The sequence below is a fragment of the Corynebacterium nasorum genome, assembly GCF_022347325.1.
Classification (GTDB): domain Bacteria; phylum Actinomycetota; class Actinomycetes; order Mycobacteriales; family Mycobacteriaceae; genus Corynebacterium; species Corynebacterium kefirresidentii.
Window position 1 is genome coordinate 1 of the sequence record NZ_JAKRDU010000003.1, and the last position, 15,511, is coordinate 15,511.

Annotated in this window: 13 protein-coding genes, 1 tRNA gene and 1 rRNA gene; 9 read left to right on the forward strand and 6 right to left on the reverse strand. The window is 57.1% G+C overall.

The window, feature by feature from the left end:
* The 4 genes from rrf to MHK05_RS03640 all read left to right on the forward strand — a co-directional run.
* A 5S ribosomal RNA gene (gene rrf / locus MHK05_RS03625) occupies positions 1 to 110 on the forward strand; the annotation flags it as partial.
* A gap of 409 nt (positions 111 to 519) precedes the next feature.
* Entirely contained in the window at positions 520 to 1,767 is a 1,248-nt protein-coding gene (locus MHK05_RS03630; RefSeq protein WP_239204883.1) for an HNH endonuclease signature motif containing protein, read from the forward strand.
* Between the two features lie 144 nt (positions 1,768 to 1,911).
* Entirely contained in the window at positions 1,912 to 2,640 is a 729-nt protein-coding gene (locus MHK05_RS03635) for an ABC transporter ATP-binding protein (protein ID WP_023020834.1), read from the forward strand.
* The gene (locus tag MHK05_RS03640) at positions 2,641 to 5,184 is read left to right on the forward strand and encodes an ABC transporter permease (protein ID WP_239204885.1); all 2,544 of its coding nucleotides are present in this window, start codon (positions 2,641 to 2,643) and stop codon (positions 5,182 to 5,184) included.
* Between the two features lie 54 nt (positions 5,185 to 5,238).
* On the opposite strand, the gene MHK05_RS03645 is transcribed toward MHK05_RS03640, so the two are convergent.
* The 5 genes from MHK05_RS03645 to MHK05_RS03665 all read right to left on the reverse strand — a co-directional run bounded on the left by MHK05_RS03645 (position 5,239) and on the right by MHK05_RS03665 (position 10,889).
* Positions 5,239 to 7,548: an MprF family protein gene (locus MHK05_RS03645; protein ID WP_239204887.1), complete on the reverse strand. Its 2,310-nt coding sequence runs from the start codon at positions 7,546 to 7,548 to the stop codon at positions 5,239 to 5,241.
* A complete protein-coding gene (locus MHK05_RS03650) occupies positions 7,535 to 8,737 on the reverse strand; it encodes an alpha/beta hydrolase (protein ID WP_239204889.1) in 1,203 nt (400 codons plus the stop codon). Before MHK05_RS03650 ends, MHK05_RS03645 begins: the two co-directional genes overlap by 14 nt.
* A 61-nt stretch (positions 8,738 to 8,798) precedes the next feature.
* Complete coding sequence (locus MHK05_RS03655; RefSeq protein WP_239204891.1) at positions 8,799 to 9,158, reverse strand: fluoride efflux transporter FluC; 360 nt, start codon at positions 9,156 to 9,158, stop codon at positions 8,799 to 8,801.
* Complete coding sequence (locus MHK05_RS03660) at positions 9,155 to 9,457, reverse strand: fluoride efflux transporter family protein (protein ID WP_086588415.1); 303 nt, start codon at positions 9,455 to 9,457, stop codon at positions 9,155 to 9,157. Before MHK05_RS03660 ends, MHK05_RS03655 begins: the two co-directional genes overlap by 4 nt.
* A 10-nt stretch (positions 9,458 to 9,467) precedes the next feature.
* Positions 9,468 to 10,889, reverse strand: a complete 1,422-nt coding sequence (locus MHK05_RS03665; protein ID WP_239204893.1) for an alanine/glycine:cation symporter family protein — start codon at positions 10,887 to 10,889, stop codon at positions 9,468 to 9,470.
* A 133-nt stretch (positions 10,890 to 11,022) separates the two neighbouring features.
* Here MHK05_RS03665 and pgm point away from each other — a divergent pair, with 133 nt between their 5' ends.
* The 4 genes from pgm (at position 11,023) to MHK05_RS03685 (ending at position 14,073) form a co-directional block, all read left to right on the forward strand.
* Positions 11,023 to 12,639, forward strand: coding sequence for a phosphoglucomutase (alpha-D-glucose-1,6-bisphosphate-dependent) (pgm, locus tag MHK05_RS03670; RefSeq protein ID WP_239204895.1), 1,617 nt, complete (start codon positions 11,023 to 11,025; stop codon positions 12,637 to 12,639).
* Between the two features lie 16 nt (positions 12,640 to 12,655).
* Entirely contained in the window at positions 12,656 to 13,120 is a 465-nt protein-coding gene (locus tag MHK05_RS03675; RefSeq protein ID WP_239204897.1) for a MauE/DoxX family redox-associated membrane protein, read from the forward strand.
* 54 nt (positions 13,121 to 13,174) lie between these two features.
* A complete protein-coding gene (locus tag MHK05_RS03680) occupies positions 13,175 to 13,924 on the forward strand; it encodes a DsbA family protein (RefSeq protein ID WP_239204899.1) in 750 nt (249 codons plus the stop codon).
* A 76-nt stretch (positions 13,925 to 14,000) separates the two neighbouring features.
* Positions 14,001 to 14,073: transfer RNA gene (locus tag MHK05_RS03685), tRNA-Ala, on the forward strand.
* A gap of 117 nt (positions 14,074 to 14,190) precedes the next feature.
* Here MHK05_RS03685 and MHK05_RS03690 read toward each other — a convergent pair.
* Positions 14,191 to 15,036: an NAD(P)/FAD-dependent oxidoreductase gene (locus tag MHK05_RS03690; protein ID WP_239204901.1), complete on the reverse strand. Its 846-nt coding sequence runs from the start codon at positions 15,034 to 15,036 to the stop codon at positions 14,191 to 14,193.
* Positions 15,037 to 15,114: 78 nt separating this feature from the next.
* On the opposite strand from MHK05_RS03690, the gene MHK05_RS03695 reads away from it, so the two are divergent.
* Positions 15,115 to 15,489: a DUF805 domain-containing protein gene (locus tag MHK05_RS03695; protein ID WP_239204903.1), complete on the forward strand. Its 375-nt coding sequence runs from the start codon at positions 15,115 to 15,117 to the stop codon at positions 15,487 to 15,489.
* The last annotated feature ends 22 nt before the right edge of the window (positions 15,490 to 15,511 follow it).

Here is a 15,511-nt window from a genome sequence, read left to right on the forward strand (position 1 = left end):
TCAATAGCTGCAGGGAAACGCCCGGTCCCATTCCGAACCCGGAAGCTAAGCCTGCACACGCTGATGGTACTGCAACCGGGAGGTTGTGGGAGAGTAAGTCACCGCCGACACCAAACAACAACAACACAACAAAATACAACAAAGAAGAGGACGGTATACCACCGCCCTCTTCCTTGCGTTTTACCAGCCCTCCCGGCTGGTGGAAGCCTAGGAACAACACACATACGTGTTGCCCCTACGGCTTCCTTTTGCGTTTACACTCATCGTTCTAGGCCAGCCCACCAACCGCACAACGATGGCTTCAACATCCGCCAAAATGGGAAGTCGGAAACCAACCCTCAACCTTTCCTTTTACCCCCGTTGCCTAGTGAGAGTCGACTCTGGGGTCCCCTGCGGCTTTAGGGCATCTATTCGAACATAAATACCCCCATCAAGGCCACATGTCCGGCACCTAGGATAGTATGCGAGCATCCGTTAGAAAACACATACTAACCCCTACGTCCTGTTGGAGTACACCTCGTGACTGCCACATTATCCCCACCCGAACCTGATGTTGCCCTCGACTATCCCGATACTCTCCTCATTTCCAACCACCCCGATACTGATCCCCTAGACGAAGATGATATGCCGGAAGCGTTCTACACCACCAACGCACCCGGAAACCACATCGGCCAAGCCGGTACCTATACCCGTAAAACCTCCTGGTTCCTCTACCGCGCAATCCTCCCCCAACTAGACGAAGATGTTGATTTAAACCTGACCAGTCTCGCCAAAGACCTTGGTATCTCCTACTCGAAACTCCAAGGCTTCCTGCGCGCCCACTTCCGCATGCGCCAACTACCTCTAGTCACCGAAGTGCAAGGACTCCACTGGATCCTCGATCTGACCAAATTGCGCATCATCGACCGCGAACTACACCGACTGGAAAATAACCTAGATGACCTCGAAGCCATCGACGCCGCACTCGCAGACTTCCTCACGCCCACCGCACCGAATCAAACAGTCCCCACTGATGCTGAACTACGCCGCTTCATCCGCGGCTTCATCGACACCCACTTGCGCCCCGGAGACAAAGAAGAAAAGCCGCAACCCACACTCCGCATAAACTACAACCCCGATAACACCACTACACTATCTTTGACCTGCGATAGTGCTACCGCCACAATCATCGCCCGCCATATCGATGTGTACACCAACAAGGCACACACCACCGCAGCGCAGGGCCTTATCGATCTCATCCTCGAAGACACCCATACCAGCGTCGCTATAAACACCTTCACCACCAACGAAGACACCAATATCGTCTTTCATCCCGGCGCAGGTTGGATAAATCTCAACCATGCCCCCACAGACAACACCTTCATCCGCCGGCTTAACGCCGACGAAGTAGACTCCTACACCCCAAATGTTGACATCCGCGCCTACACCCAAGGCAGAGACGCCACCTGCCGCTGGCCCGGCTGCACCATCCCCGCCACACGATGCCAACTAGACCACCGCATTGAATACCACCAAGGCGGACCGACCAGCCCAGACAACCTAGTAAACCTCTGCCAACACCACCACAACATCAAAACCGACCGCCGCGTCCACTACATCCTCGACCACATCACCGGCACCATCGCCTGGCTCCACCGAGACGGCACCTACCAACTAGACCACCCCACCGGGCCCCTAGCCACACACCAAACACACTGGAACCACACCTGGGCACAATACCTCGCACTACAACAACAAAGAACAAAAAGAGGAACGGCAACAGATTAGGTTGATGGCAACCGGAGTACGGCTCCATGATTGATCTCGCCATGCCTTAGTGTGCCGTTTTCCTCCTCTGGGATGATGCTGGCCGTCGTTCATGGTAGCTAAACTATAAGAGGTAATTTCCCATTTACAAGGAGAATTTGTTTCATGACTGATGCTGCGGCTCGCGCCGTTGACTTGTTCAAGCAATACGGAAGCGATGACACAGCCGTTGTGGCCCTGGATCATGTTTCCATTGAGTTCGGCAAGAGCGAATTCACTGCGATCATGGGCCCATCGGGCTCCGGTAAGTCGACGCTAATGCACACTATGGCTGGTTTGGATTCCGCGACTTCCGGTTCGGCGTTTATCGGCGATACCGATATGTCGGCGCTTAACGACAAGGACATTACGGCGCTGCGCCGTGATCGGCTGGGCTTTATTTTCCAGTCCTTTAACCTTGTTCCTACGCTGACTGCCGCGGAAAACATCACGTTGCCGACCGACATTGCGGGTAAGGACGTCGATAAGCAGTGGTTCGAAGAGGTAACTCGCCGTCTAGGCTTGGCAGAGCGCTTGGAGCACCGGCCGGCTGAGCTATCAGGCGGTCAGCAGCAGCGCGTGGCCTGTGCCCGCGCGCTGGTTTCCCGTCCGGAAATTATCTTCGGCGATGAGCCAACCGGCAACCTGGACTCCAATTCTTCGGCCGAGGTGCTCGATATTTTGCGCACGGCAGTGGACAAGGATGACCAAACCGTGGTCATCGTGACGCACGATGCGAAGGCAGCGTCGTACGCGGACCGAGTGGTTTTCCTTGCTGACGGCAAGCTTGTCAACGAGTTGCACAATCCGACGATGGAGGCCATTCACCAGGTAATGGCGGAGATTGAGGGCTAAATGGCACGCGGAAATGCAATGCGCAGGGTGTCCCTGCGCAATACCGTGGCGCATAAGTTGCGCCTTGGGCTGACAATTCTCGCGGTGGTCTTGGGCACAGCGTTTATTGCCGGCTCGTTTATGTTCACCAATTCGCTGAAGTCTACTTTTGACTCCGCCGTGGATAATGAATTTCGTGGCGTGGATGCGGTGGTGAGCCAGAAGGACGACAATGGCGCGAAGCTGGATGAAAAGCTTCGCCAGAAGTTGGCCGATGATGAAGATGTCAAGAACATCAATATTGCGGATTCGGAGACTGTCGTCGCAGCCAATGAGAACTCGGAGGCCTATCAGACTCAGGGCGGTACGGCCAGCGTTGTCCCGTTTTATCCAGAGGATAAGGTCGTTGGCGGTGCCGATAAGCTAAAGGAGGGCGAGGAGCCGAGCGGTAAGGACGAAGTCCTTGTCAATTCCTCCGCGGCGGATAAATACGGAATCTCCGTGGGACAAAAGCTCATTGTGGTTCACCCCGATGAGCAGGATACGGTTACCGTTTCTGGTATCTCGGAGCCCGCCGTCGACCAGGGCGATAGCATCGTGCTGAGCATGGCCGAGAAGGACTACCTGGAGCGCTACGGCGATCCGAGCCAGCTCAAGGTTTCTGCGGCCGAAGGCGTGGATGCGAACGCCTTGGTGGATCACCTAAATGACAAATATGACGTCAAGGCGGAGTCGGGCGAGCGCCTGGCGGAGGAAACCTCTGAGATGATGTCCTCCGCCTTGAAGTTCATTAACTACTTCCTTATTGCGTTCGGCCTGATTGCACTGCTGGTGGGCACGTTTATCATCGCTAATACCTTCTCTATGATTGTCGCGCAGCGCACCAAGGAATTCGCTCTCCTGCGCGCGCTGGGCGCTTCCCGCCGCCAGATTACGAACTCGGTGGTGGTGGAATCTGCCATCGTGGGACTTCTGGGTTCCATTGTCGGCGTTGTTGCCGGCATGGGCTTGGTGGCCATCATTAAGGCAGTAATGAGCGCGAAAGGAATGCCGTTCGACGGTGGCTTGGGCCTGAGCGTTTCGGCCATCGTGGTCCCGATTATTTTGGGCACCATCGTGACGGTCGTGTCCGCGTGGGCCCCGGCACGGCGCGCAGGTCGCGTGCAACCGGTTGAAGCGATGCGCACCACCGAGTCTGCTTCTGCGTCTTCCCTGAAGGTCCGCACAATTTTCGGTGCCATTATTTTGCTGGTTGGCATTGTTGCGGCGTTGGCAGGCGTGCTTTCCGACGGCGAGACGAACGTCCGCGCCGTCCTCGTCGGTGTGGGCGCGTTCGGGATCATTGTCGGATTCTTCTTGGCTGGCCCAGCCCTGTCGCTCCCTTTGGTGCCGACGGTAGGCAAGGTAATCGGTGTGCCTTTCGGTGCTATCGGTTCTTTGGCGGCGACGAACTCGCGTCGCAATCCACGCCGCACGGCTGCTACTGCATTTGCCCTGACCCTAGGCGTGGCCTTGGTGACGGCTATTGGCATGCTTGGCGCGACGATGAAGTCCTCCGTGGCCGATACCGTGGAGCAGAACATCACCTCCGATTACCTCCTTTCTGGCCCTAGCTCCGGTGAATTCCCAACACCGAAGGACACTGGTAAGCGTGCGGCTGAGGCTGAGGGCGTAGATAAGGCCATCACCATCGGTATGGCTCCGGTGACCGTTGATGGTCAGGCATCGATGGATTATGGTCCGCAATTCCAGCAGACCACGACTGCGGATGGAGATCCGTCGTCGATGATTGCGCTCGATATGGTCGAGGGCGATGCCAACTTGGATAAGGGATTCATTGCTACCGAAGACTTTGCCAAGGAACACGGCTGGAAGGTAGGAGAGACCTATAAGGTAGCTTCTGCGGAAAAGGACAAGAAGGCCGAGGCCAAATTGGTCGGCATCTTTAAGTCCACCGATGTGGTGCAGAATATGGTGCTCTCGCAGGAGGTAGCTGAAAAGGTTGCACCGGAGAAGTCCTTTACCGTCCAGATGGTGGGCGTCTTGGGTCAAGAAGGCTATGACAAGGAAGAACTGCGCCATAACCTGGAGGATGCGGTCAAGGATCTGGTTGTGGTTCAGGTCAATTCCGGTGAGGAGTATGCGGGCCAAGCTGCAGGCTTTATTGACCAGATGCTCTCCATCCTTTATGGTCTGCTCGCCCTTGCCGTCATTATTGCGGTGTTGGGCATTGTCAATACCTTGACCTTGGGCGTAATCGAGCGCCGCCAGGAGATCGGTATGTTGCGGGCTGTGGGCACACAACGCCGCCAGATCCGCACGATGATTACCCTGGAGTCCGTGCAGATCGCGCTCTTTGGCGCGGTGATGGGCATCCTCATTGGGCTCGGCTTGGGCTGGTCCTTCATCAAGATCCTCGGCGATGAGGGACTAGACTCTGCGCAGATTCCGTGGGCGATGGTGTTCATTATGCTTGTGGGCTCGGCCCTCGTCGGCATTATCGCGGCAGTATGGCCGTCGCACCGCGCGGCGAAGACGCCGCCATTGGAAGCAATCGCCGACTAGCTGCCTAGTCTAAGGCCTCCCCTCATCACACGTTGAGGGGAGGCCTTAATGCTTTTACGCGGCCATCCATGCCTTGACTGCCGATACCGCATCCTTGGTCTTCATATCGGGCAGGTAGGCGTGCATGGTGGCCAGCGCGATGGAAGGAAGCTTCAATTCATCGTGATAGCACAGGTACCACGGGTGCTCCTCGGGTTGGAATTTGCGCTTGCTGGCCGCGAGGGTGCGGAAGCCGTAGAGCGGTTCGACTTCTTCCCCAATGCGATTGAGGGCGACGTCGAGCCAGTTAGGCTCGTCAGGCTGTCCAGCCAATGGCGCACCGGACAAGGAGATCCAGGCAAGGCCTTCGGACTGGGCAATGAGCATTGCCTCTGAGATGAGGAGCTCAATTACTCCCTTAAAGCCGTGCTCGTTGCGGCGCATGACGTCGAGAACGTAGCCGGTAATAGCACCGTTTTCGTATACCGGCATCCAACTGGTCACACCATGCAAAGTGCCGTCGGCGGATTCAGCAAGCAAAAGCCGGGTGCCGGTCACCGTCATTTCTTCTAAGCCGCCGAGGGTAAAGCCCATCTCGGGTAGGGCCTTGTCGGAAACCCAGTCCTCGCTGAGTGCGCTAATGCGGGCGATAGAGGCTATATCTAGCTCCTCCCACGTGGTCCACCGAGTACTAACTCCTTCCTTCTCGGCTTTGTTTCGGGCCGTGCGCACATTTTGGAATTTCTTTCCTTTGAATTCCACGGATTCGCAGTTGAGGACTGCTTCTTCTGCAACTTGAAGGCGCTTGAGCTGCGGGTGAGCATCCGCGAACTGCGCATTGACGGAATACCACGCCACGGCCCAGCCTTGCTCGGAGGCAAAGCGCTCGAATTCGGCGCTGATATCGCGGCCGACGGGGGCGCCCAGCGTGAGCGCAATGCCATTGGAGACACGGTAGGCCACATAGGAGTCACCGTGGAAGAAGTACCGGTTGGATTTCCACAGCGTCATAAAGGAAAGATGATCGCCGGTGCCGGATTCGAGTAGGCGGCGGGCCGAGTGGCGGTCGGATTCTTGTGCAGGATCAACGGGCCGAGAAAAGCCAAGGTAGAGCCGGACTGCCAGCAGGATCCAGAAGGCGTTTCCAACCCATAGGTAGATGAACCAGGAAAACATCGTTGCCGGCGCGACGTGGTGGGGAAGGATAAGCGCAACAACGGCCGGAACGAAGCGCAAGGGAGTCTCTGCGAGGATGTCGGCAAGATTTGCTGGGGGAACGGTGTTGTGCAACGAGGCTGTAAGGATCCACAAGCCCGCGCCGAGGGAAGAGGCAAGGATGGCGAAGACAATAGTGCGGGTGAAAAATGCGCGGTTTTCGCGGATCCGGAAGAGCGAATAATTGATAAGCAGCATGAATAGCGCCAAGAGCCAGGGCAGGATGACGAGCACGAGGTTGGGCAGGAGGTAGCTCAGGCGGGAATCATCCCAAAGCTGGTAGGTCAGCAACGCGATGGCCAGTACTTGGGTGATAACCGCCATCCACCAAGCGAGCACGCGGCCGCGCATGAGACCAAAGCACACCACCAGCTGGATGATGAATGGCATGATATTGGCTACCAAGGCGCCGATGCCTTGGGCACGGGCGAGATCGACTGCGGCGGTACAGCTGGTAGAAGTTAGCGAATCTGCGCAGACTTGAGTGGCCTCCAGAGCCGAAAGGTGTGGTGCCCACAGGAGCTGTGTGATTTGGGAGAACGGACCTTCGGCCATGGGGTCGAGTGCCACGAAGGCGGGGCCAATGGCTACGCAGGCGATACCGACGGCGAGGAGCACGCGACGCTCCCTGATGGAAGGCGGCGCGGATTCGGGCTTAAAGAGCAATTGGCCAGCCGTAATGGAAAGCATGGCGGCGACGATGCCGAGAACATCTGACATGGTGCCGGAGTAGAGCACAAAAGTGGCGGTAAGCACGATAAGCGAAACGCGCAGTCGGCGGCGCCATAGGCGGGGGAGTAAAGCCGAAGCAAAACCAGCGGCACCGGCGATAAAACCGATAGGGGTGAGGAAGGTATCGCTCAATAAGTCATTGCCCCATCGATTTAGGCCTACGGTCTCAATGCCGCGGGCGAGCACGATGGACAGCGGGACGCTGATGAGCTGGGAGACAACTCCTACCGCCAATGTGCGCAAGGAACCTAAGCGCCATTCAGCGGGAACGAGCCACAGCACGATGAGCACCGACAAAATAATGGCGCCGCCGGGATGCGCGGTAGTCAGCGCCAGCCAGTGGGAGGTGGGGAAGTCCACTAGGTGAAGCGCCCACATAATGACTAAGACGGCTAGGGAAACGGGAAACCTGGTCAGGATGGTTTTAAGAACGGACATCGTGGGCTCCAATTCCATCGAAGGGATCCTTGATAGCGGTCATTCCACCGCGGCTAGCGGCCCAAGCGAAGGATTCGCGCAGGGCTGGGCGCCACACTTGGAAGGAGTGGCCGCCGGGCCGGGTGCCAAAGTAGGTTTTCATGCCGGCGGCGCGGGCGGCATCGGAAAGCGAGCGCAAAGCATTGACCGAAGCAGTGTCCTTATTGCCAGCGATGAAGATGGCCTGGGTAGAGAAGTGCTTGTGGGCGAGCAGGTGGGCGGGGTCTTGGTCATTGAAGGCGGATTCGTCCCCGGCGAAGAATTTCTTCACCGTCGCCGCGTGGTTGCCAATGGTGGGCTCAGCCTCGCCGGAAATGTCGATGATGGAACCATAGGCTTCGGGGCGGTTGGTGGCGATCTGTAGGGAGCAGGTGCCGCCGTAGCTTAATCCGCCCACCGTCCAGGTGCGCTGATCCGGGTTGACTTTGAATTTTTGTTTAATGGCCTGTGGTACGTCCTGGCTGAGGTAGGTCATTACCTTAGCCTGGGAGCTATCGGCGCAAATGGGGTTGGCGGTTTCAGAGCCGGTGGCGTCCACGGCTATGACGATGGGGCTGCGGCCCCCGTTAGCCGCCTGGAATTGGTCTGCAGTTTCGGCCGCCTCGCCCGAACCGAACCACTGATCTGGGCCGCCCGGGTTGCCGTGCAGGAGCACGATGACAGGCAAGGTGTGGTCCGTCCAGTATGCCGGCGGAATATACGCCGTGGCTTGCCGAGCGGCGAAATGGGAGGTGGTGCCGGGAAGATCCACATGGACGATGGCTGCACCAGACTTGGTGTGGGAAAACTCTTCGTAGCTCATTTCCTTTGCCACAGGGCGCGGGTCAAGGGACGCAATATCTGGATAGGTTTGGTATTCCATGTTGACGATGCCGACCGTGGCCAAAAGGGAAAAGATTCCGGCGGTGACCGTGACAATCTTAGGTTTGCGTACCAGCGCCGCCACGGGGACGAAGGCGGCGAGGAAGATGTACCACGGTACTTGCCAGTGACGGAGTAGGAACCAAGCAATGATGCACAGCAGGGCGGCGATGACCAGTGGCCACACCTTGCGCTGGAGGAGAATGATGATGGCCGCAATCGCGAGGATGGCGTAAAAGATCACGCCATTGATGGGATCCGCCAAAGGCAGATTCAAAAGGAAACTCACGCGAAAAATATTAGGCCTGAGCGGGCCAAAAGTAACTGCTAGTTAGCTGGGAGTTTACCCCTTAAATCCCGTGATAAATGCGGGCCGCCCAGATGGTGCCGCGCCAAGCTAATACGATGCCGAGCCCGATGGTCCAGAAGAGATACTTGCTAAGCCGCCACCATTGCCTGCGTTTGATCATTTCTCCTAGTTCCTTGGCCAGCGTGGACCAGGTGGACAGGCCACCTGCAAGGCCGAGGGCGAGGAAGGGGTGGATGAGGGGGACGTCGGCAAGCTGGGCGAAACCATAAGCCAGGCCGAGGGCGAGGGAACCCAAAATATTCGCCACGAAGGTGCAATAGGGGGCGGGCAAAAGTCGGGTAAAGCTATAGCGCAGGCTGCCGCCTATGAAGCCGCCGAGAAGGACGCAAAGAAGATTCATCGCAGCTTGTCACCCGCCAGGTAGCCGCCCACGCAGCCAACGATGGTGGCTAGAACATAAGCCAGAGCGATGGTCCAGTGCGCCTCGGAGGTCAGGAAAGCGAAGGTAGCGAAGCTAGTAAAACCGCCCAGCACGCCCGTGCCCCAGAATGGGCCGGGGCGGAAATAACCCATCAGCGCGCTGCCGAGGATATTGATGATGAGCAGCGGGATCATGCCGCCGCCGAGTGCTACGGAAAGCAAGTATCTGGCAGCCGCACCGAGCGCGGCGCCAGCACCCACGACGAGGAATTGAGGCATGCGGCCTATGTTACTTCCAGTCCATTCCCTGGGACTCTACGAACGCGCGTACCTCATCTACCGGTTTAGTGAGTTTGGGATCAAAGGCTAGGTACGCCTTAGTCTCGCGTGCCACGAGGCCGGAAAGGAGGAGCAGCCCAATGAGGTTCGGGATGGCGATGAGGCCATTGGCCAGATCGGAGAAGGTCCAGGCAAGTTCGAGCTCTGAGACGGAACCGACAAAAAGCAGACAGGCAAAGAACATGCGGTAGGGGATGGAAGCCTTGCGGCCGCACAGGGATTCCAGGGAACGCTCGCCATAATAAGCCCAGGCCATGATGGTGGAAAAGGCGAAGAAAATAATGGAGAGCGAAACGATGGTGCCGCCCCAGTCTCCGGGCAGTACACGAGAGAAGGCCTCAGCCGTCATGATTCCGGCCTCGTCGCGGCCCATGTCCCAGGTGCCACCCACCACAATGACCAAGCCGGTAATGGTGACCACAATGATGGTGTCAATGAAGGTCTGCGTCATGGAGACTAGCCCCTGGCGCGCCGGGTGCGGGGTTTTGGCGGCCGCCGCGGCGATGGCGGCGGAGCCCATGCCGGATTCATTAGAGAAGATGCCGCGGGCGACGCCGTATTGAATGGCCATCATGATGGTCGAGCCTACGAAGCCGCCACCGGCGGCCGTGCCAGTGAAGGCATCGCTGAAAATCATGGCGAAGGCGGCGGGGATCTCGCTAGCGTGCGAGAAGATCACAAACAGTCCACCAAGAACATAAACGATGATCATTAAAGGCACGAAGGCCGCGGTGATGCGGCCGATGGCCTGGATTCCCCCGAGGAGTACGGAGCCTACCAAGACGAACAGGATTGCACCGGTGGCCGCTGGGGCGATGCCGAAAGTGGATTCCATATTGGTGGCCACGGCATTGGCTTGGGCGAGGTTGCCGATGCCAAAGGAGGCGCAGATTGCGAAGATGGCAAAGAAGACAGCTAGCACGGAGCCGAGCGGTCCGGGGATACCGCGCTTGAGATATTGCTGGGGGCCGCCGGACATCTCGCCCTTGGAATCGGTGGTGCGAAAACGCACTCCGAGGTACGCCTCGGTGTATTTGGAGGCCATGCCCACTAGGCCCGTAATCCAGATCCATACCAGCGCGCCGGGGCCACCAATAGACAGCGCGGTGGCCACCCCCACGATATTTCCCACGCCTACGGTGGCGGCAAGGGCGGTGGTCAGCGCCTGATAATTGGAAATATCTCCTTCGGTGGACTCATCATCAGAGTCTGTGGCAAAGACGTGGCGCGTCGCACGCCCTAGCGTCCGGAACTGGAGGCCACCCAAACGGATTGTCAGCCATAGGCCCGTGCCCAACAGGAGTGGAATGAGGATGAATGGTCCCCAGACCACGGTGCTGATGGCGGAGAGAATGGAATTAAGCGAGTCCATTCTGCAAATCTAGCGAACTATAGAAATGGAGTAAATTTGGCCATACCCCCAGCCGGGGGATTATCCGTCCTGCGCAATCACTGGGGAGAAGGCAAGCTATAGCTATACGGACCCCAACCCCAAGGAGTACGCCATGGCCCACGAGCGCGCCGGCACGCTTGCACAACCATCGGACCTCATTGACATCGCAGATTTGGTCACCGCCTACTACACCCGCACCCCGGATGCGGAGAACCCAGACCAGCAGGTCTCCTTTGGTACCTCTGGGCATCGCGGTTCCGCACTCGACTGCGCTTTCAATGAGGCGCATATCCTGGCGATCACCCAAGCCATTGTGGACTATCGCGCAGAGCAAGGCGTTACCGGGGCAATTTTTATCGGCCGCGATACCCATGCGCTATCCGAGCCCGCCATGGTCTCCGCCCTCGAGGTGCTGCTGGCCAATGAGCTGGAGGTTCGCGTCGACGATCGCGGCCGCTATACCCCGACTCCGGCGGTATCCCACGCGATTTTGACCCACCCCGGTACCGACGGCATTGTGATTACTCCTTCGCATAACCCTCCGCGCGATGGTGGTTTCAAGTACAACCCGCCAACCGGCGGCCCGGCCGATGCGCAGGCAACCGATTGGATTGCAGGGCGCGCCAACGACTACTTGCGCGCCGGGCTGGAGGGGGTCAAGCGGACCTCGGTTCACGGCGTGCTGGATGAGCGCTGCGTGAAGCACGACTACGTACAAAACTATGTTGCTGACCTAGAAAACGTGGTGGATATGCAGGCCATCAAGGATTCCGGCTTGCGTATCGGCGCCGATCCCATGGGTGGTGCCTCGGTGGACTATTGGCAGGCCATTGCGGATCACTACGGGCTGAATATGACCGTGGTCAACCCTGAGGTGGACTCCACGTTCCGCTTTATGACCTTGGATACAGACGGCAAGATCCGCATGGATTGTTCCTCGCCGGATGCCATGGCCTCGCTTATCGACGCCCGCTCAAGCTTCGACCTTGCCACCGGCAACGACGCCGATGCGGATCGCCATGGCATTGTCACTCCCGATGCGGGCTTGATGAACCCCAATCATTACCTTGCCGTGGCTATTGAGTATCTCTTCAGTCACCGTCCGCAGTGGGGGAATGCCGGTGTGGGGAAGACTTTGGTGTCCTCCTCCATGATTGACCGCGTGGTGGAAAGCTTGGGACGCGAATTGGTGGAGGTTCCCGTCGGCTTCAAGTGGTTTGTGCCGGGCTTGGTCGAAGGCACCATTGGCTTCGGTGGCGAAGAATCCGCCGGTGCGTCTTTCCTCCGCTTCGATGGCTCCGTATGGTCCACCGATAAGGATGGCATCATTATGGATCTGCTTGCCGCGGAGATCACCGCGGTGACGGGCAAGACACCGTCTCAGCGCTATGCGGAGCTGGCGGAAAAATTCGGTGCCCCAGCCTATGCTCGCACCGACGCCCCCGCGAACCGCGAGCAGAAGGCCATCCTCAAGAAGCTATCTCCCGAAAAAGTCAGCGCTACGGAGCTGGCAGGGGAGGAGATCGTGGCCAAACTAACCGAGGCTCCCGGCAACGGTGCTGCCATCGGCGGCCTGAAGGTGGCGACAAAGAATGCGTGGTTTGCCGCGCGTCCTTCTGGTACGGAAGATAAATACAAAATCTATGCGGAGTCTTTCCTAGGTGAGGAACATCTCAGAAAGGTGCAAGCAGAAGCACAGGCAGTTGTTACCCATGTATTAGAGGTTTAACGCTAAACTCATCCTCGTGAGTAGCAAGATTAATGGGAAGCTGGTGCTCGATGTCATTAGCTTCATCGCCCGCTTTGGCATGGCCTGGGTGTGGATTGAGGCCGGCGTGCATAAGCTCGGCAAAACTCTGGACATGACCCAGGCCATCAAGGGCTATGGCATTTTTACGCCTGAGTGGGCTGGTTACCTAGCAACGGTCATTGGTCCATTGGAAGTTATCGGTGGCGTGCTCTTGCTTCTCGGGTTGTTTTTGCGGAGGTCCTCCATCGTGGCAACCATCGTGCTGCTGTTGTTTATGGTGGGCATCGCGCAGGCTTGGGCCCGCGGTCTAGATATTGACTGCGGCTGCTTTGGCTATGACGCCCAAAATCCTGACCGCGGAATGGATTATGCGAAGACGCTGTTGCGCGATGCCGCGTATCTATTCCTCACTGTTTGGACTATTAAACGCCCTTTCACTAAGTTTGCCCTTCACCCCTGATAGGTGGGCAAGGTAGGCTGTATTGGTCCGAAAATTTTCAAAGGCAAGGTTCAAATGAGCAAAGTAACTGACCCGAACGCCAAGGGTGGCAACGGTTTTATCTGGGGAGTCGGCGTACTCCTTGTCATCATTGCCGTTGTCATTGGCTACATCGTGTGGAATGGCAAGCAGTCGTCCACGGATTCTGTCGGTGACCTTGAAGCCCAGGACGTGAATATGTCCATGGAATACAACGACGGAGCTATCACCCTTAAGTCTGACAGTGCCAAGAAGGACACCCCTGAGGTGGATTTGTATGAGGACTTCTCCTGTCCTCACTGTGCTGAATTAGCTCAGGCTACCGACGGTGACATGAAGAAGGCCATCGAAGATGGCAAGCTGATTGTTCACGTGCGCACCCTCAACTTCTTGGATGGCAAGGATATTGAAAACCAAGAAGGCTACTCCACTAAGGCGGCAGCCGCGATGTCTGAGCTGTCTAAGTCCGGTGACGTTAAGACCTACTGGAACCTGCGTGATTACATGCTGCAAAACCAGCAAACGGTGGCTTCTTCTTGGGAGATTGCGGACATCGCAGAAGCAGCCAAGAAGCTTGGCGCGGAAGATGATGTTGTTGACTCCATAAAGGACGTGGATATCAAGCAGGGCAATAAGGTGGCGAAGACCAACTACGACAAGCTGGATAAAGAAACCGGCTCTGTCTCTTCGCCGCGTATTGTTCAAAATGGCAAGGATGTTCCAACCGAAAAGGATCAAAAGGCCGGCAAGAACCTGGGCGATTGGGTAGAAATCGTCACCCAGTAGCAGGCGATTTGGAGAGTTAAATGCCCTCCATGTATATTTAAGCGAGTTGCAGCCCACAAGGTTGCACCTCGTTTGAGGGGCTATGGCGCAGCTGGTAGCGCACCACACTGGCAGTGTGGGGGTCACGGGTTCGAATCCCGTTAGCTCCACAATATAAAGGAGAGGAACATTAGTTCCTCTCCTTTTTGTTTGTCTCGGGTGTCTATAGTTTCGCTAAGTCCTCATCAAGCATGCACTGGTCGATAGCAATGCCGACGGCGGCGCCGCTACCCATCGCTTGGGAGACCTGATCCGGCGAACTGACTACATTGCCGGCTGCCCATAGGCGCGATACTGAGGTTTGGCCACGCTCTGCTTTGACCCAGCCATTGGCCGGTTCGCAACCAGCATCCCGTAACAGTGCATCGTTGGGCAGAAAATCGGGCCCAGTAAAGGATGCTTCGTAGATGTGTTCTCCATCGGCACTGTGTACTTCTACGCCGGTGGGCGAGGCCTGATCCGGCTGGGACTTGTGTCACCTTCGCATCGTTTATCTCTACGCCCAATCCGGCGAGCTGGGTGCGGTCAAGCCCGGTGAGCTCAAGGCCGTTGGTGTAGAAGGTCAGAGCACTCGTCCACTTAGAAAGCAGTTTGCTAATGCGGATAGTAAAAGGCGGATTCGCGCCGCCAATGAGCACAACCTTCTTCCCCTTGACCTCATGGCCGTGGCAATAAGGGCAGTGAAAGATGCGCGTTCCCCATAACTCACTAAGACCAGGGACATCAGGGAGCTTGTCTGTGAGGCCAGTAGCAACGAGGGCATGGCGGGATTCTAGAAGCGTGTCATCGGTGAGTCTTATTTGCCACGGGGCCTGCTCGGAAGGTCGGGAAAGGCTTTCCACGGTGTCGTGGGAAATATTTCCACCAAATTTCTGCAATTCCGCGTGGCCGCGTTCGAGCAGCTCGGTGGGAGCCACGCCATCGAGGCCGAGGACGCCGTGGGAATGTTCGCTGAAGCGATTGCGGGGAGTGCCGGAATCGATAACCTGAACATTCCGGTTAGCGCGGGCCAAAGTGATGGCAGCGGCGGTGCCGGCAAAACCTCCGCCGATGATGATGACGTCTGATTGCATTGCTCATCCTTTATGGGAAGTGGGTAGCATGGTTCGCAGCCGAGTATATGCAGCCAACGTCGAAGGGGCCCGCGCGTTATGACTTACGAATCCACGGGGTTCTTTACACGCGATGCGCTCTACGGGGCGTCTCCTGCACAGGCAGTGGGCAGGTTCTTTATTCGATACTTCAACTTCCTTGGTCGAGCGTCTGTGAGTGAGTTCTGGTGGGTATTTGGCTTTCTAGTGTTGATTTCAGTGCCCATTAACGCCGTCGATCAGCATTATGGCGTGAATATCAAGCCTGTTGTAAAAGGATTTCTTGCTATGCCGGTCGTTTCCTTAATTTTCCGGCGGTTGCACGATTCTGGGAGAACGGGGTTTTTATGCTTGATCGGGTTTATCCCCGTGTTCGGTGGGTTAGCGCTTCTATTCATGATGTGTTTGCCCACGCGGGAGCGCGCGGCGCTTTAAAAATTTCCCTGCCGGATTAGGC